This window comes from Pedobacter terrestris, assembly GCF_052343045.1.
Lineage (GTDB): Bacteria > Bacteroidota > Bacteroidia > Sphingobacteriales > Sphingobacteriaceae > Pedobacter.
The window spans coordinates 2,838,244-2,863,690 of record NZ_CP180264.1; the positions used below are offsets into that span (position 1 = coordinate 2,838,244).

18 protein-coding genes and 1 pseudogene are annotated in these 25,447 nt (G+C 38.6%); 6 read left to right on the forward strand and 13 right to left on the reverse strand.

The genetic code is table 11. From position 1 onward, the window contains the following. Positions 1-29: 29 nt before the first annotated feature. The 4 genes from ACJVDH_RS12005 to ACJVDH_RS12020 form a co-directional block, all read right to left on the reverse strand. Positions 30-1,664 (reverse strand): RagB/SusD family nutrient uptake outer membrane protein, encoded by a 1,635-nt coding sequence (locus ACJVDH_RS12005; protein ID WP_443943643.1) that lies wholly within the window; start codon positions 1,662-1,664, stop codon positions 30-32. 11 nt (positions 1,665-1,675) lie between these two features. After that, positions 1,676-4,744 (reverse strand): SusC/RagA family TonB-linked outer membrane protein, encoded by a 3,069-nt coding sequence (locus tag ACJVDH_RS12010; protein ID WP_443943644.1) that lies wholly within the window; start codon positions 4,742-4,744, stop codon positions 1,676-1,678. 1,191 nt (positions 4,745-5,935) lie between these two features. Next, positions 5,936-6,328: a response regulator transcription factor gene (locus ACJVDH_RS12015; protein ID WP_443943645.1), complete on the reverse strand. Its 393-nt coding sequence runs from the start codon at positions 6,326-6,328 to the stop codon at positions 5,936-5,938. Positions 6,329-6,362: 34 nt separating this feature from the next. Further along, complete coding sequence (locus ACJVDH_RS12020) at positions 6,363-7,127, reverse strand: DeoR/GlpR family DNA-binding transcription regulator (protein WP_443943646.1); 765 nt, start codon at positions 7,125-7,127, stop codon at positions 6,363-6,365. A gap of 156 nt (positions 7,128-7,283) precedes the next feature. On the opposite strand from ACJVDH_RS12020, the gene ACJVDH_RS12025 reads away from it, so the two are divergent. The 3 genes from ACJVDH_RS12025 to ACJVDH_RS12035 are packed head-to-tail and all read left to right on the forward strand — an operon-like array spanning position 7,284 to position 11,127. Continuing rightward, positions 7,284-8,846 carry a glycerol-3-phosphate dehydrogenase/oxidase gene (locus ACJVDH_RS12025; protein WP_443943647.1) on the forward strand — a complete coding sequence of 521 codons (1,563 nt, stop codon included), beginning with the start codon at positions 7,284-7,286 and terminating at the stop codon, positions 8,844-8,846. Positions 8,847-8,883: 37 nt separating this feature from the next. Then, complete coding sequence (glpK, locus tag ACJVDH_RS12030; protein ID WP_443943648.1) at positions 8,884-10,374, forward strand: glycerol kinase GlpK; 1,491 nt, start codon at positions 8,884-8,886, stop codon at positions 10,372-10,374. Positions 10,375-10,392: 18 nt separating this feature from the next. Beyond that, positions 10,393-11,127 (forward strand): MIP/aquaporin family protein, encoded by a 735-nt coding sequence (locus ACJVDH_RS12035; protein ID WP_443943649.1) that lies wholly within the window; start codon positions 10,393-10,395, stop codon positions 11,125-11,127. Between the two features lie 240 nt (positions 11,128-11,367). Here the strand turns inward: ACJVDH_RS12035 and rplT are convergent, their stop codons facing one another. The 9 genes from rplT to ACJVDH_RS12080 form a co-directional block, all read right to left on the reverse strand. Next, positions 11,368-11,712 (reverse strand): 50S ribosomal protein L20, encoded by a 345-nt coding sequence (gene rplT / locus ACJVDH_RS12040; RefSeq protein ID WP_025144714.1) that lies wholly within the window; start codon positions 11,710-11,712, stop codon positions 11,368-11,370. A 72-nt stretch (positions 11,713-11,784) separates the two neighbouring features. After that, a complete protein-coding gene (gene rpmI, locus ACJVDH_RS12045) occupies positions 11,785-11,985 on the reverse strand; it encodes a 50S ribosomal protein L35 (protein ID WP_090882274.1) in 201 nt (66 codons plus the stop codon). Positions 11,986-12,014: 29 nt separating this feature from the next. Next, positions 12,015-12,584, reverse strand: coding sequence for a translation initiation factor IF-3 (infC, locus tag ACJVDH_RS12050; RefSeq protein WP_443943650.1), 570 nt, complete (start codon positions 12,582-12,584; stop codon positions 12,015-12,017). A 20-nt stretch (positions 12,585-12,604) separates the two neighbouring features. Then, positions 12,605-14,530 (reverse strand): threonine--tRNA ligase, encoded by a 1,926-nt coding sequence (thrS, locus tag ACJVDH_RS12055; RefSeq protein WP_443943651.1) that lies wholly within the window; start codon positions 14,528-14,530, stop codon positions 12,605-12,607. A 155-nt stretch (positions 14,531-14,685) separates the two neighbouring features. Continuing rightward, a complete protein-coding gene (locus tag ACJVDH_RS12060; protein WP_443943652.1) occupies positions 14,686-15,759 on the reverse strand; it encodes an acyltransferase family protein in 1,074 nt (357 codons plus the stop codon). 155 nt (positions 15,760-15,914) lie between these two features. Further along, positions 15,915-16,811: a hypothetical protein gene (locus tag ACJVDH_RS12065; RefSeq protein ID WP_443943653.1), complete on the reverse strand. Its 897-nt coding sequence runs from the start codon at positions 16,809-16,811 to the stop codon at positions 15,915-15,917. A 177-nt stretch (positions 16,812-16,988) separates the two neighbouring features. After that, on the reverse strand, positions 16,989-17,726 hold the full coding sequence (locus ACJVDH_RS12070) for a (Fe-S)-binding protein (protein ID WP_443943654.1): 738 nt from the start codon (positions 17,724-17,726) through the stop codon (positions 16,989-16,991). 68 nt (positions 17,727-17,794) lie between these two features. Continuing rightward, a complete protein-coding gene (locus ACJVDH_RS12075) occupies positions 17,795-19,102 on the reverse strand; it encodes an MFS transporter (RefSeq protein WP_443943655.1) in 1,308 nt (435 codons plus the stop codon). 128 nt (positions 19,103-19,230) lie between these two features. After that, positions 19,231-21,123, reverse strand: coding sequence for a RecQ family ATP-dependent DNA helicase (locus ACJVDH_RS12080; protein ID WP_443943656.1), 1,893 nt, complete (start codon positions 21,121-21,123; stop codon positions 19,231-19,233). Between the two features lie 112 nt (positions 21,124-21,235). Between ACJVDH_RS12080 and ACJVDH_RS12085 the strand changes: the two are divergent. The 3 genes and pseudogenes from ACJVDH_RS12085 to ACJVDH_RS12095 form a co-directional block, all read left to right on the forward strand. Then, positions 21,236-21,606, forward strand: a pseudogene (locus tag ACJVDH_RS12085) (DUF1016 N-terminal domain-containing protein); the annotation flags it as partial. A gap of 90 nt (positions 21,607-21,696) precedes the next feature. Continuing rightward, positions 21,697-22,203 (forward strand): PDDEXK nuclease domain-containing protein, encoded by a 507-nt coding sequence (locus ACJVDH_RS12090; protein ID WP_443947624.1) that lies wholly within the window; start codon positions 21,697-21,699, stop codon positions 22,201-22,203. A 15-nt stretch (positions 22,204-22,218) separates the two neighbouring features. Continuing rightward, positions 22,219-25,446, forward strand: coding sequence for an amidohydrolase family protein (locus ACJVDH_RS12095; RefSeq protein ID WP_443943657.1), 3,228 nt, complete (start codon positions 22,219-22,221; stop codon positions 25,444-25,446). Position 25,447: the final 1 nt, after the last annotated feature.

Below are 25,447 nucleotides of genomic sequence, written 5' to 3' on the forward strand. Positions count from 1 at the left end.
TACGTTATCGAATGAATAATTTTTAAGACTTACCAACCCGGATTTTGGGTCAGATTTCTGTTTTTACTTATTTCTGTCAGTGAAATTGGATACCAATACATCTTGGGTGCAATGAATGAAACCGACAAGGCATCATATCGCAGATAGCTGAACACACCGGTAGCAGATCGTGTGATTTGCATACCATGAAGGGTTCCGTTTAAAACATTTTCTGCGATTTTCCATCGCCTAATATCCCAATAACGCTGTTCCTCAAAAGCCATTTCTACTCTGCGTTCATGACGAATAATGTCTCTCATTTGTGACTGGGTTAAACCTGAATTTAAGGTATAAGGGACTAAACCAGCACGCTGTCGAATCAATTGAATTGCAGAATAAACACTCACATCCGGACCCACGGCTTCATTTTGTGCTTCCGCATAATTGAGCAGTATTTCTGCATATCTAAAAATGGGAAAGTTATGCGTTTGATTACTGTATGCCGAAGAGGAGGAAAAGTCGGCCATGAACTTACGCATGTAGTAACCGGTTCTGGTTTGGGTAACCACTGAACTTCCGGGTTTATCTAATCCGCCTTCATATGTTTGAATTAACCGATTGAGCCACCGCATGTTGTTATGAAAAATAGTTAGATAAAACCTTGGATCGCGATTGCTATATGGATCTGTTGCAAGATATCCGGAGGTAGGATCACTTATTTGCTTTCCGTTCTTCATCTCAAAAGCATCCACCAATTCCTGTGTTGGACTGGTATACCCATAACTCACAACATTACCCGTATAACCAACCGGCGAGTTATTTGTCTCCACATCATAGGTAACAGCACGCTGATACCCTAAAATTACTTCTGTGTTTTTTCTGGATGTAAAAACAGAAAGATAGTTAGCAACCAGACTGAATTTATTTAAGTCTATTAAATCTTTAGCAGCTTTTGCCGCATTCGCCCATTTGGAGAGATTATTAGAAGGATTATTAAGTGGGCTTGCATCGTACAGGAGCAACCGAGCCTTTAATGCCATTGCTACGGCCTGGGTAAGCCTTCCGTAATCTGCATCGGAAACAGGATCAGGACGCAATAGTGGTTTAAGGGCATCACATTCGCTAATTACATAGTTCACACAGTCTTGATAACTGTTTCGTGGAAGCTCAAGGTTGTCATTAATCGTCAGAATACGGTCTCCAATTAATGGCACTCCCCCATACCTTTTAATCAATTCAAAATATTGAAAAGCCCGCAAAAGCCGCGCTTCAGCTTTCCAGTAATCTTTTAATCCCACAGCTTTAAGCGGAACTACATCTACATTAGCCAAAAAAACGTTCACCTTACGAATGGCTTCATAATTATTGTTCCAGGAGTCATTGACCGTAGTGATCGAAGAAATGCGTCCATTTACAAAATATTCAATCGTACTACTAAGCTGTGAACTTATGGCATCATCAGTCCCAGCATCCAATACGTTATTATTAATTCTATTGAAACCATTTGGTAGATAGGAGTATATATCCGTCAAAAATTGTTGAGCGATTGTACCAAGAGAATCTGTTGGATCAAATACATAATCTAATCCCAGACTCGCCGGTTCAGTTTCATATTTCGGCTTCTCGCACGCGGCAAAAGTCAAAATGAGCGATAAAATAACCAATAAATATATATATTTTTTCATGATGGATTCGATTATAGGTTGATATTTAAACCAGCATTGAATACTTTTAGCATCGGATAATTGGCGCCGTAGATTTCTGGATCGATCTCTTTATATCCAGCAATTGTGATCGCATTTACTGCATTGACAAAAATTCTGACAGACGAAACACCAATTTTTGACGTCACACGTTTTGGAATGGTATATCCGATTTCTATATTTTTAAGTCTTGCATAATCTCCGGAGTGCATCCAGTAAGAAGATACAGCTTCATTATTTGGGTTAGAACCAATTGTAAGTCTCGGCTGTGTTGCCGTAGCGGCGGTTTGAGCAGTCCATCTACCAAGATTTTGTTCAAATGCTTGTCCTAAACCGCCATTTTGAAACGCCCATACCGTGTTTCCCGAAACATACACAAATCTGTTACTGACGCCTTGAATCAAAGCTGAAAAATCAAAGCCTTTGTAGCTAAAACCAAAGTTTACGCCATAATACCACATCGGTTTATTATTTTTCAAAGCTGTTACATCGAGATCATTTATGATGCCATCTCCATTTAAATCTTTGTATTTGATATCTCCAGGAACTGGATTATAGCCCTGGATTTTTGCACTGTTGCTTATTTCTTGTTGAGTTTGAAATAGGCCCTCTGCTATGTAGCCAAATACCTGATCTTGACTCTGGCCAGTGTGTATCATCCACTCATACATTCGATCTACTTCATCCTGATAAATAATGGTCTTATTTAAAGAATATACATTTGGTGCAACGAAGTAGTTAAAGTTTCCTATATTGTTACTATACCGCAAGTCAAATTCCACGCCGGTATACCTATTAACTCCAATATTTTCCAGGGGGTACGTATTGCCGAGCAAGGATATCGATCTACCCCTGGTTTGCATCAACTCGAAGTACCTGTTATTGAAATAATCGGCACTTAGTGTAAGGTGATTATTGAATATGGAGGCATCAAATCCGATATTGGTTTTGTTGGCTTTTTCCCATGTAGCATTTGGATTGGCCAAAGTAAGTTCTTCATATGACCCTGGATTTACTGGTGTGGTTCCGAAAAAATAGGCATTTCCAGTTCCACTATAATACTGGTTGTAGACAAAATAGCCAATATTAGCGTTGCCGGTATAGGCATATGTTGCACGTATCTTGAGATTATTCAGCCATTTATTGTCCTTAAGAAAATCCTCTTTAGTCAGATTCCAACCCAATCCGGCTCCATAAAATAATCCAAAACGATTGTTATTTGAATATCGATTCAAACCACTGTAACTGAGTGCCAATTCAGCCAAATATTTTTCCTTGTAATCATAGGTGAATCTACCCGCCAAATTGGTATAATTCAATGGTAGGGTTGAACCGCTAGTGTAACTTTGAGTATTAAGTTTGATTAATGCACCTAAAGCATGATTGCTGAAATTGCGATCCCACCCCGTGGAGAAATCTGCATACAAATTTCTAATCTGCCCGGAATTGGAATAATAATTTCCTTGTGCGGCGTCGTTTCCAAATTTCTGATAAGCAGTTACTCCGGCAACGGTAGTTTCCTTGTATACGGAAAAAGGTTTGATCCGGACAATATTTTCTGATACGCTGGTATTAAAAGCAGCTAGCGCTTTAAACCACAGACCTTTTGTAATATTATCCAGTATCTTTTTTAGGGATATATCAGCAGATACATCTCTGGATGTATTGAAGTAATAACCGGTTTGAGTAGTTGCGCCCCACAAATTATATTGATAATCAGTAGTTCCCCCTAAAGACCCATTTGAGTTGTATACCGGATAAGCATTATTAGGCGTCGTTGCTAATTGATTAAATACACTGCTTGTTCCACCAATACTGGAAACCGAAACTACCCCAGCCGACGTAGCCGAACTTCCCACAACACCTCCCGGCTGATTTCCTGTTTGTATACGTCCGAATAAGTTGAGGTTCAGAAATGTAGTGGGCGTAATGTCTACATCAATGTTAGACCGCACCAGATATCGTTTATAATCTGAATTCGTATTATAGGAATTATTTGCATCCGTTTTAAAAAGCCCTCCTTGATCTAGATAATCAAGGCCAACGTAATAACGTGCCGAATTACCACCGCCGTAGGTGTTTAAATTATATCGACTAAACTTTGCATTCGGTTCTAGAATCGTATCGTACCAATCAACATCCGGATGTCCAATAGGATCTGTTCCATCTCTATAAGCGACTAAGTCGGCATTGCTGTATCGTGCAGTTTGACCTGCATTTGCCAGTGCTTCATTATAAAGGCGTGCATAATTATAAGCATCTAAAGGTTTGGGCAATTTGGAAGGTGTTTGAAGTCCGGTCTGTGCGGTAAAAGATATACGTTGTTTGCCGGTTTCACCTTTTCTGGTGGTAATCAAAACCACCCCGTTAGACGCTTGTTGGCCAAGCATAACAGTTGAGAGGCCATCTTTCAAAACGGTAACGGATTCTATTTCTTCCGGGTCTATTGACGGATAATCTCTTGGAACACCATTTACAAGTACTAAAGGCGTACTTCCCCGTAAGGTTAAACTCGTGCCATCTGCCCCTGGCCTACCACTACTCTGTAAGGTATACAAACCAGCTAATCTACCAGTTAGTGCATTATTAATCTGGACTACCGGTACTTTAACCAGATCAGGTGTGTAAACCGTTGCCGTTGATTGCAGTTGGGTAGATCGTTTTTGATAACCATATAAGATTGGCGTAAGTTCTTCTAGCTTTTGACTCTCCGCCAGTGTTACATTTAATACGTTGTTTTCGATTTGAACCTCTCTAATTAGGTATCCGTTAAGCATAAAAACGAGGACTTCGCCTGGTTCAGCATTAATGGAGTATTTTCCGTTTTTATCTGTTAAAGCATCAACACCATTTTCTTTTACGGATACTTTTACACCATATAATGGATTTCCATATACATCCTTGACGGTACCGGAAACCTCTATTGCATTTTGAAATATTAAAGGTGTCGCTTTCGCTAAGCAGTGTGATGAAAATAATCTTTTGGCTTCACACAGTTGCGGATACATAGCATTCCCCACAAGTGCAAAAAGCACGAGTTGCTTGAAGTAAACTTTCTTCATGTTTGTTGGTTTAGTTGATTAATTATTTGGTCGTTTAGGCAAATACGGACGACATATGAATAAAATTTAGCATTCTATCCTATGTGCGCACTTACATAACTTCAGGAATGTTTTGGATAAGCATCCAAATGGCCTGGTTTACAAAAGGTAGTTTTTGGGCATAGCGTTCTGGTTTAGTTAAACAAAGTTGTTGGTTGTAACAAACCTATATCAAAGCCTGCAATTGAAGGGGATAAAATCTTAAAGGAATAGGTGTAAAATCCTATCATACATGAGTTATCGCATATTTTGTTTTCCGAATCTAAATCCAAAACATATGAAGATCGCATGAAAATACACAAAAGGATTTTAGCGTAGATTATACAACAATACTTAGCTGCAGTTTATAAATTGATTGATCGCTTTCCGCATTTCTCTTATTCGGTAATAACGCGCATTTTTTCAATTGAAACACCTGCAATCTGTAAAATAGCAAGAGCACCTCTGGCACAATAAATCTGGTCAACCTTTATCTTAGTTGAATACTATTGAGCAGATCATGTAAAGTATTTTCGCCTTTTCAGTATCCTTCTGTTTAAAGGCTCGCTCGCTCTGATTGCCTTTAGATTTTTGGGTTCAGAAATGAACCAGATATAAGATTCATTTTTCTTATTGATTGTCTTGATATAGAATCAATGATATTTGTATTTTAAATTTTACCTGAAAAAACCATTTTGTTTGTGTAAAAGGATCCGGCATTCCCATAGGCTCCCTTTTCAAAGGATTCTAGCGAAACAAAAAGATAAGGTGAAAATCTCCTAAACCAAACATGTAAATCTCCGACTAAATACATGTCATTCCTCTTTTTTGGAATAAAGAACAGTTTAAAATTTGATTCGGCACAACGCACACATGCTCTCAATCAAAGTCAAAGCTTTTGAATTTTCTGGTATAGTTAATGAGCAACTTTACCAAATGGTTGCGGAGAAAAAAAGCATTTGAAATTCAAAATATAATATTTACGAACTATATATTCTGTTATTTCAGGATGAAATTAGACCGCATTACTTCTTTAGCAATCCTGATGATATGATTGAGTAAATTCCGCTTAATGTAATCCCCGAATTAAATGCTTCAAAACACCAACGAAAAAAAAAGCTACATTTTTTTTTAAAAAATGTAGCTTTTTTGAATATATTTTAGCTGTAAAAACTAACCCTGTATAGTTCTGTTTTCTTCGCTGCGTTTTATTTGTGCATTAATACGTTTCAATACATCATAGATATCGAACGGCTTACTAATATAATCATCGGCCAAAGCTTCAATCGCTTTTTGCTCACTATTATTCTGTGCAGACATTACAATAATCGGAATATGTTTTGTAAAGATATCGTTCTTTAAATCGCCACAAATCTCCGCTCCATTTCCATCAGGCAACATTACATCCAATAAGAAAAGATCAGGCATTGCATCTTGAATATTCTTCTTCAATTCTGCAAATGATGAAGAAAGTTGAAGTTCAAATCCCTCCTCTTTCAATAAAATTTCAATCACATTTCTAATCTCTTGATCATCCTCTAAGATGTGTATACGTTTTTTTTCCATTTCAATTTAATTTGTTGATTTACGTATAGTAAAACTATACGATAGTTACTGTAACACCTAAACCCTCTAAATGTTTTACGGTTTGGTCAGAAATCCCTCTATCGGTAATAATGTGGTCAATCTCTTCTAAACCGCATATTCTGCCGAAGCCTTTTTTGCCAAATTTTGTAGAATCGGCAAGTACTATAGTTTTTTGCGAAGCCTGAATCATTTTTCTATTCAGATGTGCCTCCATGGCATTTGTAGTGGTCAAACCAAAATCAAGATCTATTCCATCAACTGCTAGAAAAAGTTTGTTGAAATAAAAATCCTGTAAAACCTGTTCTGCATAACTTCCCGTTACCGCCGACGAACTTTTGCGTAAAACGCCTCCCAATTGAATTACTTCAATTTTAGCTTCGCGAATTAGTTCAAGTGCAACGTTTAAAGCAGGCGTAACTACCGTAAGTTTAGACATGTTCACTATATTTTTAGCGAAGTGTAGAACGGTAGTACCTGAAGAAATCAGGATGGAGTCGCTTTCATCCAGAAATGCAATTGCTGCTGCGCCAATCCGGCTTTTTTCGTTAAACTGTAATTTTTCTTTTTCGTTAATTGGTCTATCTACCGTGTATGGATTATTAATCGAAGCTCCGCCGTGCGTACGAAACAAAAGACTTTTATCTTCCAGTAATTTCAAGTCCTTTCTTATCGTAACAGAAGAAACTTTCAGTTCGTTACAAAGATCCAGCACATTGACATACTGGTCTTTTTGCAATCGGTTTAATATAAATTGGTGCCGCTCAGCTAAATTCATCATCGTCTACATTATTAGCGTGCTGCAAAATAACAATAATAATAATGCGAAAAGATCTAAATACATAAATAATGTATTTTTAACGGGGAGAACACATTTTTTAAATATTGTTTGCTTACAATTACACATTATTTCGTTTTATTATTTTTCTTCTACCGAATGAAAAGACTACACCCGGCTGATATAAAGGAAGACTTTAATTGGGATATTATACTAATTGGCGGAGGCGCAACCGGACTTGGCACCGCGCTTGATGCAGCCAGCAGAGGTTACAAAACTTTACTCGTAGAACAATCTGATTTTGCAAAAGGCACGTCCAGTAGAAGTACAAAACTGGTACACGGAGGCGTACGTTACCTGGCGCAAGGCGATATTGGCCTGGTTAAACACGCACTGGAAGAACGTGGTATTTTACAAAAAAACGCCGAACATCTGGTAGCTAAAGAAGCGTTCCTAATTCCCTGTTACAATTGGTTTTCTACAGCAAAATACCTGATTGGCCTCACACTTTACGATTGGCTTTCCGGAAAATATAGCTTCGGCAAGTCCAAATATTTCTCTAAAACAGAAACCTTGCAAAAAATGCCTGGAATTAAAGCCAAAGGCTTAAAAGGCGCTATTCAATATTATGATGGTAAATTTGACGATGCCAGACTTGCAATTAATATTGGCCAAACTGCAATAGAACAAGGCGCAACCATTCTAAATTACACACAAGTAACTGGTTTGTTAAAAAACGAAACCGGAGAAATAAATGGTGTTACGGTTGTGGATGTAATTACCGGAAAAAAATCTGCGCACCACGGAAAAATGGTGATTAACGCCACCGGAATTTTTGTAGATGAAATTTTGCAGATGAGTGATCCAAATGCAAAGAAAATGGTAAGGCCGAGCCAGGGTGTTCACATAGTACTATCTAAGGAATTTCTAAACAGCGATGCAGCACTCATGATTCCAAAAACTTCAGATGGTCGTGTACTGTTCGCAGTTCCATGGCACGAGCATCTATTGGTCGGCACTACAGATACGCCACTTGATAAACACAGTCTTGAACCTCGTGCATTAAAACAAGAAGTAGATTTCATTGTAAATACTGCGCAAGAATATCTTCAAAAAAAACCTAACAAAAGTGATATTTTAAGTGTATTCTCTGGCTTACGTCCACTCGCTGCGCCAACCAAAACCAATGGCAACAGTACCAAAGAAATCAGTCGGGACCATAAATTAGTTGTCTCTGCCAAAGGATTGATTACTATAACCGGTGGAAAATGGACTACTTATCGCCGGATGGCAGAAGAAACGGTAAATTTAGCAATTAAGGAAGCCGGACTTCCATTTATGCCATGCAAAACAAAATCATTGCCGATACATGGAAATACCGATATTAAAAGCAATGATCATCTAGATGCTTACGGTACAGACCGTGATGAAATTCTCTCGCTTCTGTCCGGAAATCCAGAACTCAATCAAAAGCTCCATCCGGATTTTCCTTATCTTGAAGCCGAAGTTGTTTGGTCTGCAAGAAATGAAATGGCAGAAACAGTAGAAGATATTTTGAGCAGACGCCTTCGGGTATTATTCATCAATGCAGCGGCAGCAAAAAAAATGGCGCCTAAAGTTGCGTTTCTATTGGCACGAGAATCTGGAGAGGATGAATCCTGGGAAAAAAAACAGGTTACCGCTTTCAATAATCTTGCAGATGGATATCTCTACCAGGGATAATCATTTTTTTAAATACTAATCAACCGAATAAAAAATTATGAGCAAGTACATTTTGGCTCTTGACCAAGGAACCACAAGTTCAAGGGCAATTATTTTTAACCATAAAGGCGAAATACTCGAAATTACACAAAAGGAGTTTACACAGATTTATCCAAAAGCAGGTTGGGTTGAGCACGATCCGATGGAAATTTGGTCTACACAAATTGGCGTTGTAACAGAAGTAATTGGCAAAGCGGGAATTGACCCGTATGAAATCGATTCTATCGGTATTACCAACCAACGCGAAACTACTGTGATTTGGGATAAGGAAACTGGAATCCCGATTTATAATGCCATCGTTTGGCAAGACCGACGTTCAGCTGCTTACTGTGATGAAATCCGCAAGCAAGGTCTGTCCGAAAAAATACAGAAAAAAACAGGGCTCATTATCGACTCTTATTTTTCTGCTACAAAAGCCAAATGGATTTTAGAAAATGTAGAAGGCGCCAAAGAAAAAGCAAAAAATGGACAACTAGCATTTGGCACAATAGATTCCTGGTTGATTTGGAAACTTACTGCAGGTACAATCCATGTTACCGATGTGACCAATGCATCGCGAACAATGCTGTATAATATCCACACATTGGAATGGGACAAAGAACTTTTAGAGTTGTTTGGTATTCCTGAAAATATGCTTCCCGAAGTAAAATCTTCCAGTGAAATATATGGTGAAACTGCAGGAAAAATCCTTTCAGCAAAAATTCCAATTGCAGGTATTGCCGGAGATCAGCAGTCGGCTTTATTCGGACAAATGTGTACCGGAACCGGTATGGTCAAAAATACATATGGAACCGGATGTTTTATGCTGATGAATATTGGAAACAAACCAAAAACATCGGCAAATAATCTGTTAACTACAATTGCCTGGAAAATTGGCGATGAGATCAACTATGCGCTTGAGGGCAGTATTTTTATTGCTGGTGCAGTTGTACAATGGCTACGTGATGAAATGGGTATGATTTCGAGATCCGCAGATGTAGAAACGCTGGCCAAAAAAGTTCCGGATACGGATGGCGTTTATGTTGTTCCTGCTTTTGCAGGTTTAGGTGCGCCGTATTGGGATCAGCATGCTCGTGGCACCATTACAGGATTAACCCGCGGCACTAACAAATCACATATTGCGCGCGCCGCTTTAGAAAGTATTGCTTTACAAACAATGGACGTACTTCGGGCAATGGAAGCGGATGCTGGCGTTTCTATCAGTGAGTTGCGTGTAGATGGAGGTGTTACGGCAAATAATTTATTGATGCAATTTCAAGCGGATTTGCTCAATTGTGAAGTCATCAGACCAGAAATAACAGAAGTTACGGCTATCGGCTCCGCATATCTTGCTGGCTTGGCAACAGGCTATTGGAAAAGCATAAGTGAAATTCAATCCCAATGGAAAATCAATAAAACCTTCCATGCCGATAAAGATGCGGACAATACTGAAAAAATACTTGGCTGGAAAAGAGCTGTTAAAGCTGCGCGTGTAAATGCAGAAAATTAATCCCTAATTACAATTATTATGAATGCATATTTAGCTGAATTTACCGGTACAGCGCTGATGATTCTGTTGGGCAACGGGGTTGTAGCAAACGTGGTACTTAAAGAGACTAAAGGGAACAGCAGCGGGTGGATTGTAATAACTACCGCGTGGGCATTAGCTGTTTTTGTTGGCGTGGTAGTGGCCGGGCCGTATAGCGGTGCACATTTAAACCCCATAGTTACACTGGGGCTTGCAATTGGGAAAGGTTTTAGTTGGTCGCAGGTGCCATTTTATGTAATTGCACAACTACTTGGTGCAATGTTGGGTTCATTGCTGGTTTGGTTTGTGTATAAAGATCATTTTGATGCAACAGATGATGTAGGTTTAAAAGCAGCTCCCTTTGCGACAGCTCCTGCCATTCGTAAATACTCATCAAACTTGCTGTCTGAAATTATTGGAACCTTCGTGTTAATATTTGTGATTTTTTATTTTACAGATGCCAGTATGGGCACAAAAGAGAATACTGTGCCGATAGGCTTAGGTTCTTTAGGTGCAATACCGGTAGCATTTTTGGTTTGGGTTATTGGTTTGGCTTTGGGTGGCACTACAGGTTACGCCATCAATCCGGTGCGCGATTTAGGTCCGCGTATTGTTCATTCCCTAATTCCGATGAAAGGGAAAGGAAGCAGCGATTGGGCTTATGCATGGATTCCGACAGTTGGGCCGATTGTAGGAAGCCTACTTGCCAGCCTCGCATATTTGGCTTTACACTAATAACTTAAGTTTATATTGATTCACACAGTAACTTCATCCTTGCAAACACAGAAAATTGTCTCAGAATCCTTTCTTTATCGCCATTGGCACAACAAAAATCTGTGTTAATCGGCGAAAATTATGAGGAAAACTCATTATTTATCTGCTAATCAAAATCTCATATGTAAAGTATAGACAATAAAAAAGGGAACTGAAAATCAGTTCCCTTTTCAAATATGATTATCGCCATAGCGAAAATTTCTATTTTACTGCGTCAATTACAGCTTTGAAAGCTTCTGGATGATTCATTGCTAAATCAGCCAATACTTTACGGTTTAAACCGATTTCTTTAGAAGCTAATTTACCGATCAATTGAGAGTAAGAAATACCGTGTTGACGCGCACCAGCGTTAATACGCTGAATCCACAATCCACGAAATTCTCTTTTCTTAACTTTACGGTCACGGTATGCATATTGCAAACCTTTTTCTACTGTGTTTTTAGCAACAGTATAAACCTTACTTCTTGCTCCCCAATATCCTTTTGCAAGGTTAAGGATTTTTTTTCTTCTTCTTCTCGAAGCTACTGCGTTTACCGAACGTGGCATGTTGTTGTTGTTTTTTGGTAAGCGGCGCCCAATTAAGGATCTTTAATGCCTGATACCTGGTGAATTAATAAATTACTTTCCGATGCAAAGCATACGTTTAACGTTACCTGAATCTGCATCTGTTACGATGCTTGCATGACCAAGAGCACGTTTACGTTTAGTACTCATCTTTGTTAAGATGTGACTTTTGTATGCATTGTTTCTTTTGATTTTACCTGTCCCAGTAAGCGAAAAACGCTTTTTAGCACTGGAATTGGTTTTCATTTTTGGCATAACCTGTTTTTTAATTTATAAACCTATTTTTATTTTTTTGCAACTTTAGGTGCAACTGTCAGGAACATACGTTTTCCTTCCAACTTAGGAAGCAACTCTACCTTTCCAACTTCTTCTAAAGCCTGGGCAAATTTCAATAATAGAATTTCTCCCTGCTCTTTATATACAATTGCTCTTCCTTTGAAATGCACATAAGCACGAACTTTTTCTCCGTTCTCTAAAAAGCTTACTGCATGTTTCAATTTGAACTGGAAATCGTGATCGTTCGTATTCGGACCGAAACGAATTTCCTTAATAACCGTTTGCTTAGCGTTTGCTTTAATCTCTTTCTGCTTTTTCTTCTGCTCGTAAACAAACTTGCTATAATCTATAATCCTACAAACCGGAGGAACGGCGTTTGGAGAAATTTCTACCAAATCCAACTCCAACTCATCAGCAAGTGCCAAAGCTTTCGCCAAAGGATAGATTCCTGGCTCAACATTATCGCCAGCCAAACGCACTTCAGGCGATTTAATGTACTGATTGATGTTATGCTCTGCTTCTTTTTTCTTAAAAGGCGGACGTGGTCCCCTGTTAAATCCTGGTCTTCCTAATGCCAAATTTGTATTAATTTAATTTTTTAAACGGTTATTTCTTTAATTAACAAACTGTTGAACTCTTCCAAAGTCATTTCTCCCAAATCTCCCTCACCATGTTTACGAACAGAAACTTTGCCCTCGGCCATCTCTTTATCGCCTATTATCAACATGTAAGGGATCTTTTTAACCTCTGCATCGCGTATTTTGCGACCAATTTTTTCATCCCGGAAGTCAATCAGCCCGCGAATATCGGAATTATTTAGCTCATCTAAAACTTTTTTTGCATATTCTTCATATTTTTCTGAAATCGGAAGAATGATAAACTGCTCCGGACTTAGCCACAACGGGAAGTTTCCGGCGCAATGTTCAATCAATACAGCAACAAATCTTTCTAAAGAACCGAATGGTGCTCGGTGAATCATTACCGGTCTGTGTTTCTGATTGTCACTACCTGTATATTCCAGTTCAAAACGCTCTGGCAAATTATAATCTACCTGAATGGTTCCAAGCTGCCATTTTCTGCCCAGCGCATCTTTTACCATAAAATCCAGTTTCGGACCGTAAAAAGCGGCTTCACCGTATTCAACTACAGTAATTAAATCTTTTTCGGCAGCAGCCTCGATAATGGCATCTTCAGCAAGTTTCCAGTTTTCATCAGTTCCGATGTACTTGGTTTTATTTTCCGGATCGCGCAAAGAAACCTGTGCAGTATAGTTCTCAAATCCCAATGATTTGAATACATATAATACCAGATCAATTACTTTTTTAAATTCTTCTTTAACCTGGTCAGGACGACAGAATAAGTGTGCATCATCCTGAGTAAATCCCCGTACACGAGTTAATCCATGTAATTCGCCACTTTGTTCATAGCGATAAACGGTTCCAAATTCTGCAAAACGAACCGGCAGATCTTTGTAAGAACGTGGTTTAAATTTATACATTTCGCAGTGGTGCGGGCAATTCATTGGTTTCAACAAAAATTCTTCACCTTCTTGCGGCGTTTTGATTGGCTGAAAACTGTCTTTACCATATTTCTCGTAATGACCAGAAGTTACATATAGGTTTTTATGCCCAATGTGAGGTGTAACTACTTGCTCATAACCATGTTTTGCCTGTGCTTTGGCTAAAAACTGAACCAGGCGTTCGCGAAGCGCGGTTCCTTTTGGCAACCACATAGGCAAACCCATGCCCACTTTTTCAGAAAACATAAACAGCTCCAATTCTTTTCCCAGCTTACGGTGATCGCGTTTTTTGGCTTCCTCAATCATTTGAAGATATTCTGTCAATTCGCTCGCTTTCGGGAAAGTTACGCCGTATATACGGGTAAGCTGTTTTTTGGTTTCATCGCCACGCCAATATGCACCGGCAACGTTCATCAGTTTAACTGCTTTAACAAAACCAGTATTTGGAATATGTGGACCACGGCATAAATCTGTAAATGAACCCTGAGTATAGAAAGTGATTTTTCCATCTTCTAATCCATCAATCAAATCTAATTTATACTCGTCTCCTTTTTCAGTAAAATATTTAATTGCATCGGCTTTACTCACACTTTCGCGAGTAAAAGTCTCCTTTTGCTTAGCCAATTCTACCATCTTGGTTTCAATTGCCTTGAAATCATCCGAAGAAAACTCCCGATCGCCGAAATCTACATCGTAATAAAATCCGGTTTCAATAGCCGGACCGATACCAAATTTGGTGCCCGGATAAAGTGCTTCCAAGGCTTCTGCCATTAAGTGAGCAGATGAATGCCAAAACGTTGCTTTACCAGCGGTATCGTTCCAGGTTAATAGTTTTACTGAAGCATCAGCGTCGATTGGGCGGGTAGAATCCCACACTTCTCCGTTAACTTCAGCAGCTAAAACGTTACGGGCAAGTCCTTCAGAAATGGATAATGCAATTTGGTGGGCAGATGTGCCCTGTTCATACTGACGTACAGATCCGTCAGGTAAAGTAATATTAATCATCTACAACTATGATTTAGTTTTTAAAAAATGTACCGAAAATCACCTACAATGTGATTTCATTTTGTGCAAATATGGCGATTCTATGCCGGAAAATCAAGAATTAAAAGGTTTTGATTATTACCTGTTTCCGCAAGTATATTTAAAAAGACACCCGATCATAACCATTTATTTTTCAAATATTTACGAATGGGTTCATCCACGTAGCGCATTACAAGGTAAGAAAAAAGTGTTAGCAGAATTACGCCTATTGGCATAATAATAGCCAGAGTAGACATTGGAGGTTTTAGAACACCTACATAGGTTAGGAAAATCCAAATGAATGGATAATGCGTCATATACAATGGATAGGAAATATCGCCAGATAGTTTACAAATTTTCTTTGATGACGCATTTAGTGTTGAACCTGCACCTAATGATACCAGTAGTGGAAAATAAAATAAAACTAAAATGGGTTCTACTAACCAATTGTATTGATCGTTAAAAGGCACTAAAAATGCGATCAGCAAAAGTACGCTCATCCGTAGAAAACCAAGCTGATTTCTGATTATCCAATTTAACCGATAAATCAGCATCCCCATCAAAAATGAAAAGGCAACGCGCGCGCTTCCATCAAAAAAATTATCTCCTCCCCAGCCGCCACCAAGTGAACCCGACTTTAAAGAAACACAACAAAGTACAATTGCGGCGATAATGGTTAGTGCGAGCAATGTTTTTCGCCCGATGCGCCAAAGTATCAGAATGTAAATTAGATTGGCCACATATTCCCAAAATAGCGACCAACTTGGTGCATTTAAACAAAATAAATTGAAATAACGTTCTGGCATTACCGGATACGGAATTACCAACGCTGAAGTAATAAATAAAAGCGCTGTTTTTACAAAACCGTAACTGCTGTATAAATTACTGAAAGGATCAACTAAAAATGTGATTAAACCTAACACAGAGCCGATAACAACTAAAGGATGAAGGCGGATTAAGCGTAATTTCAGGAACTGGCTTAACTTCATATCTTTCGCACGCGCATCATAAGCATAGGCAATTACAAAACCCGATAAACAGAAAAAGAAATCGACAGCCAGATATCCGTGCGAAATCCAGTTTTTATTGTAATCGGTGAAAGAAATTTCCATGAAATGGAAAAATACAACCACAATTGCGGCAACGCCGCGAAGGCCGTCTAAAATTTCAAAATGTTTTCTGGTTTTTAATAAGTCGGAAGAAGTCCCCATTATAAGTCTGGTATGTTTCGGTTATGCCTTTCAATATTAATTGAATAATTGATGCGTTGCAACAACATAACAATATCATTACCGGATTTTGGTTTTGAGCGGGCAAAAAAAAGCCTGCCTGAAAATCCAGGCAGGCGAATATATTTATTTTATTGTTAATTGCCCATTCCCATCGGACGGAAACCACCACTTGACGGTCTGTTATTTCTGAAGCGTTTCATCATATTTTCCATCTTCACTTTGTATTCTGCTTCGGTAATCAATTTCGCTTTTTTAGGTGCAGTAACGTCTTTAGCACTTACATTTCTATATTCTATACTGGTAGCGATGGTATTATTTCCACGGCTTTCAATGGCTAAAACTACGCCTTCTGGCCATAAATTTGTATTTGGTGAAAAATTAAAACCCAAATCAGTTGTATACCAAATTTTAGTTTCTTCGGTCACTTCTCGATCTGCTCCAAGCAAATTAATATGTTTGGTAGATTTCACAATTACCTGATGGCAATTAAAGCCGATGATATTTTTTGTAGAGTCAGTTTTAACAATATCTATTTTTGGAGGTGTTACCGGTTTTGCAGCTGCAGCAGAATCGTTCCGGTTGCCGCCAGCTCTAAATCCGCCCATTGCGCCACCGCCCGTTGTAGACATTTTTAGCTTGTTGGGCATATAATATGTAGTATCGTTAAGGTCGAAGACTTCTGATACCGACTGATCAGCAAATATGTAATAGTACTCGCGATTGCCGCCAGCACCACCAAACCTCATCATTCTATTTCCAAAGCCACCGCCACCACCGCCGTTACTGTCTTCAACATCTTCTACGGGCATATAACTTGCATTTGTAGCCGTAAATAATAACTCGTAATTGGATTTGCTGCTCGAAGGCATCCGTGCTTTCATTTCGTCGGTTAAGGTAATTCCACTAGCTGAAGCCATCATTGCCGGATCAATTGTGCTGGAATATTGGATTGCTCCAGATGTCTTTTTTTGTGCATTAGCCACACCAACCATTGATGCGATACCCAGTAAAGCCAAGATAATTTTTTTCATGTCCTGTTATTTGTTTCAGTTTGATTTTAAAGATGCTTAAAGGTTTAAACAAAGATACAAAGCGATGTTGTAAATCCTATCGAGAACAACACAAAGCATTCATATAAAACAACTTGTATCTGTAAAAAAATTTATTGTAATTTTATTTTTACAGTAGTAAAGATTTGTTCAGGCACATTAATATTCAGTTGTTTCCAGCCAGCCATGCGTTAAAACATCTGCAAGATGAAGTGTTTTAATCGCAAGATTATTCTTTTCTATATAACCTTGTAGATGAAGTAAGCAAGACAAATCTGTTGAGATGATATAATCAGCATTTTTTGCCAAAGCATGATTAATTTTTTGTTCTGCCATTGCCGAAGAAATCCCATCAAACTTTACGGCAAAAGTGCCACCAAAACCGCAGCACATGTCTGTATCGTCCATTTCGATCATTTCTAATCCATGAACCTTGGATAAAAGCTGGCGCGGTTCGTCTTTAATTTTGCACTCGCGCAAAGCGCTGCAAGAATCGTGATAAACGGCTTTACCTTCTAATTCTGCACCGAAATAGTCTTTTTTAGCAACGTTCACCAAAAAATCAGAAAGTTCCCAAATGTTAGATTGCAAATTTCTGCATTTGTTGTGCACCATTGTATTGGTAAACAAATCATTATAACCACCTTTTACCATTCCAACGCAAGATGCAGACGGCGCAACCACGTAGGTATTTTCGCTAAAATCGTTTAGAAATTTTGTGCCCACTTCTTTGGCTTCGTCCCAATAACCTGCGTTATATGCAGGCTGACCGCAACACGTCTGCTTGGAATTGTACTCAACCTTACAACCAGATTTTTCCAATAACCGCAGCGTATTAAATGCCGTTTCCGGATAAAGTTGATCAACAAAACAGGGAATAAACAATTCTACTTTCATTAACTTTTATGCTATTCAGATGAAAAAGAAAGCAACACATACGTTTTCTTTTCGATAAGGCTACAAACTTACAACTTTAACAATTCTTTGCGTTCAATTTTGCGAAGTAGTGTTAAAAAGATTAGTCCTACGATAAAAAATGATGCCAAAGCAATGATTGAAAAGCGAATATTTCCTGTTAAATCTTCAATATAGGCAAAACTGAATAAGCCGATTACAATTGCCAGTTTCTCCGTTACATCGTAAAAACTAAAAAATGAAGTGCTATCCGGCGTATTTACAGGCAGATACTTAGAATAAGTAGAACGGGAAAGCGATTGGATTCCGCCCATAATTAAACCAACAATTGCTGCCAGAGCGTAAAACTGATATTCGTTAGTGATGAAATATCCGTACACGCAGCACGCAATCCAGATGAGTACAACCATGATCAAAATATTAATATTGCCTACTTTTTTGGCCAGATATGACATTAACAACGCGCCCGGAATAGCCACCAGCTGAATGATAAGAATTACAGCAATCAACTTCGCTGTTCCAAGTTTTAAGGTTTTTTCTGCAAAACCCGCAGCAGCAAGCATGATGGTTTGAACACCCATAGAATAGAAGAAAAACGAAAGTAAAAAACCTTTCAATTTCTTAATTTCTTTCAATTGCCGCCATACTTTAGAAAGCTCATTAAAACCATCTTTTAAAATATTGCTTCTGATTTTTCCTTCCTGAGGAATGCCGGCAGGTAAAACTGCGAACGGAATCTGAGAAAATGCGATCCACCAGATCCCGACCAATAAAAACGACAACCTTGCAGGAAAAGATGCATCCTGAATACCAAACCATTCTGGTTTAAGTACAAATAGGAAACAGATCAACTGCAACAATACCGAACCAATATATCCGTATGAAAATCCTTGTGCACTTACGCGATCCTGATGTTCTTCGGTCGCGATTTCTGGCAGATACGAATTGCTGAAAAGTACGCCACCAATATATCCCATTGCGGCAAGTACGAAAAAAATAATGCCCATTTCAAGCGTATTCAGTTTAAAAAAATATAAGCCGATACAAGCTGCACCCCCCAGGTAAGTAAAAAACTTCATGAATGATTTTTTGTTTCCCCGCCGATCTGCAATAGATGAAAGTACGGGTAAAGAAAGCGCCATTATGAGATACGCGAAAGAAAGCGCATAATTAGACAATGCGGTGTTCACGAAATAGTGTCCGAAAAACGAAACCTGGTCACCATGTTCTTTAGTTGTTGTGATGATGGTGTAATAAGCAGGAAAGATGGTTGAGGTAATCACCAGATTATAGGCAGAGTTTGCCCAATCGAAAAACGCCCAGGAACGGATCGTTTTCTTATTATTTTTTTCTATCATGTACAGTTTGTGGTAATGCTCAAAAATATCATTTTTTTGCACAATGTAGTATTAGCGAGTTGTGAATTTAGAGTAGCCGGTAGTTGTTCTTCTTTTCTTGGCAAACATTTTCCACTATTTGCAAATTCTCACAAATAATATCTTTTGCCATCGGTTTTAATTTTTCCGGCATCAAGCAATGTTCTGATAATATTTAATCTATCGCTTTCAACACCAACCCTAAGTGCGCCCATTAAGCTATCTAAATCCAAAGCCTGCTGTTGCAAAAGAGAAATAATCTCATATTCTATCTGATCTTGCAATTGTCCGGCATTTTCCAATCGTTTTTCTGCCAAACAAACATCACAATACCCGCATTTAGCAGCATTTAACTCGCCAAAATACTGCAATAGTTGAATACTTCTGCATAACTTTTCGGTGGTATATTTTGTTACTGCATGAACTTGTGTATGGATCAGTTCTTTTCTGAACAATAAGTATTTGGTATCTACATCAAAGTGATTCATATCTACCCGCGCCCGGACATATTGAAGTTGCGGCTGATCAGTTTGCGGAATATAATTAATGAGTTCAAGCTCATGAAGTTTATTAAGCAATACATTCATTTCAAGGAACGAAATACCTGTTCTTTTAGCTAAATCACCTTCATTAATTTTCACGAAACCATCAAATGCACCGCCATAAGAACGTTGTATGGTTTTAATAAGCAAATCAAAGCCCCGATTTTCAATTTGAAAACGATATACATCTTCGTGAGCAGCCACAAACATTAACTTTGAAGGTAAAAAAACACTTTCTGTGAAAGTGAGGTAACCGTCATGTTCTAAAAATTTAAGAACAGACATGGTTCTGATTACGCTAAGGTTAAAACGTTTGCAAAAATCGACCAGATCAAAAGGAAATGTAAGCCCTTCGCCAGCACCGAATGCAAGCTGAAAATAGTTTCCGAGGTAATGATAGGTTTTTCGGATATCATCTGCTGTAGGATAGCTTTCCAGATACCTCGTTTCCAGCATTTGCACATCAGATTGATTGGCGAGTAAAACAGCATAACTTCGTTTTTCATCGCGCCCTGCCCTTCCAGCTTCCTGATAATAAGCTTCCAAACTTTCTGGCAAATCCAAATGAACCACGAAACGTACGTCTGCTTTATCAATCCCCATCCCAAAGGCGTTAGTAGCCACCATTATACGGGTTTTATTTTGTTTCCATTCTTCTTGTTTTTTAAAGCGATCTTCACGTGGCAACCCGGCGTGATAAAAATCGGCCTTAATGTGGTTTCTATTAATAAAATTAGAAACTTCTGCGGTTTCCCGTCTGTTGCGCACGTAAACCAGTCCGGTACCTTTCACATTTCGGCAAATGTCTATCAGTTTTTTATATTTATCTTCCTGATCAAAAACCACATAACTGAGGTTTTCTCTGGCAAAACTTTTCACAAAAATCTGCGGATCCTTCATTTCAAGTTTCTCCACAATATCTTTGCGTACAAACTCTGTAGCCGTTGCCGTCAAAGCCAAAACGGGAACATTGGGCAGAATTTCGCGCAATTTGGCTAATTCCAGATATGGCGGCCGAAAATCATATCCCCATTGGGAAATACAATGTGCTTCATCTACTGCAATCAAATTCACATTCATATAAGAAATCCGTATGCGAACAAGTTCTGAAAGCAACCGTTCTGGAGAGAGGTATAGAAACTTAATTTTTCCATAAATACAATTGTCCAATAAAATATCGATTTCTCTTTTCCCCATACCCGCGTAAATGGCAATGGCTTCTATACCTTTGGATTTCAGGTTTTCTACCTGATCTTTCATGAGTGCAATGAGTGGCGAAACCACAATACAAATTCCTTCTTTAACCATTGCAGGTACTTGAAAACAAATGGATTTTCCACCACCTGTTGGAAGGAGTGCCAGTGTATCTTTTCCATCTAAAGCAGCGGTAATAATGTCTTGCTGTAAAGGCCGGAAAGCGGGATAGCCCCAGTATTTCTGTAAAATCTCTATTGCGGTCATAAAATCGGCGGATTCAAAACTACAAATTTCCCTCCAAAGCAATAGGATAATTACAATTGCCGGAAAATCATCTTCAGAAAAGATTATTAACTTTGAAGCACAGGCAAAACCAATGATAGAAAACCGATTTACAGATGTTATAACACTTATTAAAAATGCCAGAACTACTGCATTAAAATCTGTAAATCGCGAACGGATTAATTTGTACTGGAATATCGGCGAATACATATCTATTAAGGTAGAAAAATCGGAATGGGGACAATCGGCTGTAAAAGAACTGGCGCTTCATATTTCTAAAAATGAGCCAGATTTAAAAGGATTTTCGGATAAAACCTTTGGCGAATGAAGCAGTTTTATGAAAGCTATAAAGATTTCCCAAAACTCTCACCACTGTTGAGAGAAATTAGTTGGTCACATAATTTAGCTATATTTTCCAGATGCAATACGCCAGAAGCTCGTGAATTCTATCTCAAGATATCTAAAAAAGACAACTACTCTTTTAGAGAATTAGATCGTCAAATTTCAGCAGGCTTTTTTGAAAGATCAATCTTAGGAAACACAAAACTCTCAACAGTGTTGAGAGAATTACACGATAACCTGGGAAATAATTTTAAAGACAGCTATATCTTTGAATTTCTTAATCTTAATGAGCAACACAATGAAAGTGACTTGCAAAAAAGTCTAGTTCGAGAAATGAAAAATTTCATCTTGGAGCTGGGTAGAGATTTCCTATTTATTGGCCAGGAGTATAAAATACAGGTTGGCAACAGCGATTTTTTTATCGATTTGCTTTTTTATCATCGTGGTTTACAATGTTTAATTGCATTTGAATTGAAAGTAGATAAATTTAAACCCGAACATTTGGGACAATTAAATTTTTACTTGGAAGCTTTAGACAGAGATGTAAAAAAAGACAATGAAAATCCTAGTATCGGAATTTTACTTTGCAAAGATCAAGACCATGAAGTTGTAGAATATGCATTAAGCAGAAGTTTATCTCCAGCATTGGTTGCAGAATACAAAACACAATTGCCCGATAAAAAGCTTCTTCAAAAGAAAATTAACGAATTATTTAAATAACCATTTTCACTATACATGAAACAACTTTACATATTATCTGCGCTTTCCTTACTCTTTTTAACCACAAATGCCCAGGAAAAAAAATGGGATATTGAAAATTATCAGGGTACAAAAAAAGAGTTCACACTAAACACCAATGAGGGAACCTGGATGAATTTGGATGTAAGTCCGGATGGGCAGGAAATTGTTTTTGACTTGCTCGGCGATATCTATATTATGCCAATTGCCGGCGGAATGGCTAAAACCATTAGTAGCGGAATTGCCTGGGATGTTCAACCAAGATTTAGTCCGAATGGCAAATATATTTCTTACACAAGCGACAAAAGCGGTGGCGATAATATCTGGATTATGAAAAGAGATGGCTCAGATAAAAAGCAAATTACCAAAGAAAGCTTTCGTTTGCTCAATAATGCAACCTGGACACCAGATAGCGAATATTTGATTGCCAGAAAACATTACACGGCCGGCAGATCTTTAGGTGCAGGCGAAATGTGGATGTACAACATTAATGGTGGAGAGGGTGTGCAACTCACAAAAAGAAAAAATGATCAGCAAGATGCTGGCGAACCGAATGTTTCTCCGGATGGAAAATTCCTCTATTTCAGTGAAGATGTTTCTCCTGGTCCAAATTTTGAATACAGTAAAGATCCAAACGGAACCATTTATGCCATTAGGCAACTGGATTTAACAACCGGAAAACTATCGACTTTAATTAATGAACAAGGCGGTGCATGCCGGCCGCAAGCTTCTCCCGATGGCAATTTTATTGCCTTTGTTAAGCGTGTGCGATTAAAATCGACTTTGTTTGTTCAAAACCTGAAAACTGGCGAGGAATGGCCGGTTCAGGATAACTTATCACATGATCAACAAGAAACCTGGGCCATTTTTGGTGTATATCCGAATTTTGCGTGGACACCAGACAGCAAAGGCATCGTTTTTTATGCAAATGGGAAGATTAAAAAAGTAGAAGTTGCTACGCTAATCAACACAGATATTCCTTTTCAAGCCAATGCTGTACATACCGTTCAGCAAGCTTTACACTTTGAACAAAAGGTTTTCAGCAATGAGTTTACAGCTAAAATGCTTAGACAACTGAGCACATCGCCAGATGGCAAAACCATCATTTTTAATGCTGCAGGTTTCTTGTATAAACAAGAAATGCCCAATGGCAAACCGGAAAGATTAACCGCAAGTTTAGATTTTGAATTTGAACCTGCATTTAGTCCGGATGGAAAATTTGTAATTTACACCACCTGGAACGATGATTTGCGCGGAGCGATTAAAAGAACGGATATGAAAACGGGTAAAACCATTACTTTGAGCGATGAGAAAGGATTTTATTATTCCCCGCAATATTCTACCAAAGGCGATAAGATTGTTTTTAGAAAAGGCAGCGGGAATGACGTTTTAGGTTACAACTTTGGTAGAGGAACAGGAATATTTATCATGCCAGCAGCTGGCGGAAGTAAAACGCTGATTTCTGAGAACGGAATCCGCCCGCAATTTAACAATACCGATACAAGGATCTATTTCCAAAGTTATGCCGACGGGAAAAAAGCATTAAAAAGTATCGATTTAAACGGTGCAAACGAGCGTACGCATTTTACCTCGCAATATGCCAATCAATTTGTGATCAGCCCGGATAACAAATGGCTTGCCTTCAATGAACTTTTCAATGTATACATTACACCAATGATCAACACCGGAACAGCTCAGGATGCCTCTGCAAGCAATAAATCTATTCCTGTTGTAAAAGTGAGCACCGATGGCGGAACCTACATGCAATGGAGTACAGATAGTAAAAACCTGCATTGGACACTGGGGCCAAAGTATTTCACTATTGATGTTGCGGGTGCGTTTAATTTTGACGGTTCTACGCCTAAAACAACAGCAACATCCAGCGATATCAATCTCATTCTAAAAACAGACGTTCCGACAGGAATTGTTGCATTAAAAGGTGCCAGAATTATTTCTATGAAAGGTGAAGAAGTAATTGAAGATGGCACAATCCTTACCGATGGCAATAAAATTACCGCAATTGGCAAAACGTCAGAAATAAGTTTACCGGCAAATGCAAAGGTGATTGACCTGCAAGGCAAAACCATTATGCCCGGAATTGTAGATGTACACGCGCATTTGCGCACCAGTCCGGATGGAATTTCCCCGCAAAACGATTGGAGTTACATGGCCAATTTGGCTTTTGGAGTAACGACCGCTCACGATCCATCAAGCAATACTGAAATGGTTTTTAGTCAGAGCGAAATGCTTAAAGCCGGAAGAATGATTGGCCCAAGAGTATATTCTACAGGTTCTATTTTATATGGTGCCGATGGAGATTTCAAAGTTGTGATTAACAGTTTAGATGATGCTTTGGCAAATCTTCGCCGTTTAAAAGCTGTTGGCGCTTTTTCGGTAAAATCTTACAATCAACCTCGCCGCGAGCAACGCCAGCAGATCCTGGAAGCGGCACGCCAGTTAAAAATGGAGGTGGTACCAGAAGGCGGATCAACTTTTTTCACCAATATGAACATGGTTGCTGATGGACATACGGGAATAGAACACAGCATTCCGGTTTTACCTGTTTATAAAGATGTGACCACACTGTGGAACAATACAGATGTTGCGTATACACCAACATTAATTGTTGCTTACGGTGGCCAATGGGGCGAAAATTATTGGTATGACCGGACAAATGTATGGGAAAATGAAAAATTAATGGCGTTTACACCGAGATCTATAATTGATGCCCGTTCGAGAAGAAGATCTACATCTGAATATAGCGACTACAATCATATAGACATTGCAAAAGCCACAAAACAAATCGCAGACGGCGGAACAAAAGTGAATCTGGGCGCACATGGACAAATACAAGGTTTGGGCGCACATTGGGAACTTTGGATGTTTGTGCAAGGCGGATTCTCTCCTTTGCAAGCCATTAATGCAGCCACGTTAAACGGCGCAAAATATTTGGGAATGGATAAGGAAATCGGCTCTTTAGAAGTTGGTAAACTCGCCGATTTAGTGATTATGGATGCAAATCCATTGGATGACATTCGCAACTCAGAAAAAATCCGTTATGTGATGATTAATGGAAGATTATATGATAGCGCAACATTAAATGAGGTGGGTAGCCGCGATAAATTAAGAGGGAAACTGTGGTTCGAAAACATAAAAGGAACTGAATATATTATTCCTTCAAGCGAATCCGAAACCTGGACGTTTACTGTTCCGCATTGCGATTAAT

What these genes read in the sequence shown, in the direction of transcription:
- ACJVDH_RS12005 (WP_443943643.1), bottom strand. Translation starts at nt 1,664, where the DNA reads ATGAAAAAATATATATATTTATTGGTTATTTTATCGCTCATTTTGACT.
- ACJVDH_RS12010 (WP_443943644.1), bottom strand. Translation starts at nt 4,744, where the DNA reads ATGAAGAAAGTTTACTTCAAGCAACTCGTGCTTTTTGCACTTGTGGGG.
- ACJVDH_RS12015 (WP_443943645.1), bottom strand. Translation starts at nt 6,328, where the DNA reads ATGGAAAAAAAACGTATACACATCTTAGAGGATGATCAAGAGATTAGA.
- ACJVDH_RS12020 (WP_443943646.1), bottom strand. Translation starts at nt 7,127, where the DNA reads ATGATGAATTTAGCTGAGCGGCACCAATTTATATTAAACCGATTGCAA.
- ACJVDH_RS12025 (WP_443943647.1), top strand. Translation starts at nt 7,284, where the DNA reads ATGAAAAGACTACACCCGGCTGATATAAAGGAAGACTTTAATTGGGAT.
- glpK (WP_443943648.1), top strand. Translation starts at nt 8,884, where the DNA reads ATGAGCAAGTACATTTTGGCTCTTGACCAAGGAACCACAAGTTCAAGG.
- ACJVDH_RS12035 (WP_443943649.1), top strand. Translation starts at nt 10,393, where the DNA reads ATGAATGCATATTTAGCTGAATTTACCGGTACAGCGCTGATGATTCTG.
- rplT (WP_025144714.1), bottom strand. Translation starts at nt 11,712, where the DNA reads ATGCCACGTTCGGTAAACGCAGTAGCTTCGAGAAGAAGAAGAAAAAAA.
- rpmI (WP_090882274.1), bottom strand. Translation starts at nt 11,985, where the DNA reads ATGCCAAAAATGAAAACCAATTCCAGTGCTAAAAAGCGTTTTTCGCTT.
- thrS (WP_443943651.1), bottom strand. Translation starts at nt 14,530, where the DNA reads ATGATTAATATTACTTTACCTGACGGATCTGTACGTCAGTATGAACAG.
- ACJVDH_RS12060 (WP_443943652.1), bottom strand. Translation starts at nt 15,759, where the DNA reads ATGGGGACTTCTTCCGACTTATTAAAAACCAGAAAACATTTTGAAATT.
- ACJVDH_RS12065 (WP_443943653.1), bottom strand. Translation starts at nt 16,811, where the DNA reads ATGAAAAAAATTATCTTGGCTTTACTGGGTATCGCATCAATGGTTGGT.
- ACJVDH_RS12070 (WP_443943654.1), bottom strand. Translation starts at nt 17,726, where the DNA reads ATGAAAGTAGAATTGTTTATTCCCTGTTTTGTTGATCAACTTTATCCG.
- ACJVDH_RS12075 (WP_443943655.1), bottom strand. Translation starts at nt 19,102, where the DNA reads ATGATAGAAAAAAATAATAAGAAAACGATCCGTTCCTGGGCGTTTTTC.
- ACJVDH_RS12080 (WP_443943656.1), bottom strand. Translation starts at nt 21,123, where the DNA reads ATGACCGCAATAGAGATTTTACAGAAATACTGGGGCTATCCCGCTTTC.
- ACJVDH_RS12095 (WP_443943657.1), top strand. Translation starts at nt 22,219, where the DNA reads ATGAAACAACTTTACATATTATCTGCGCTTTCCTTACTCTTTTTAACC.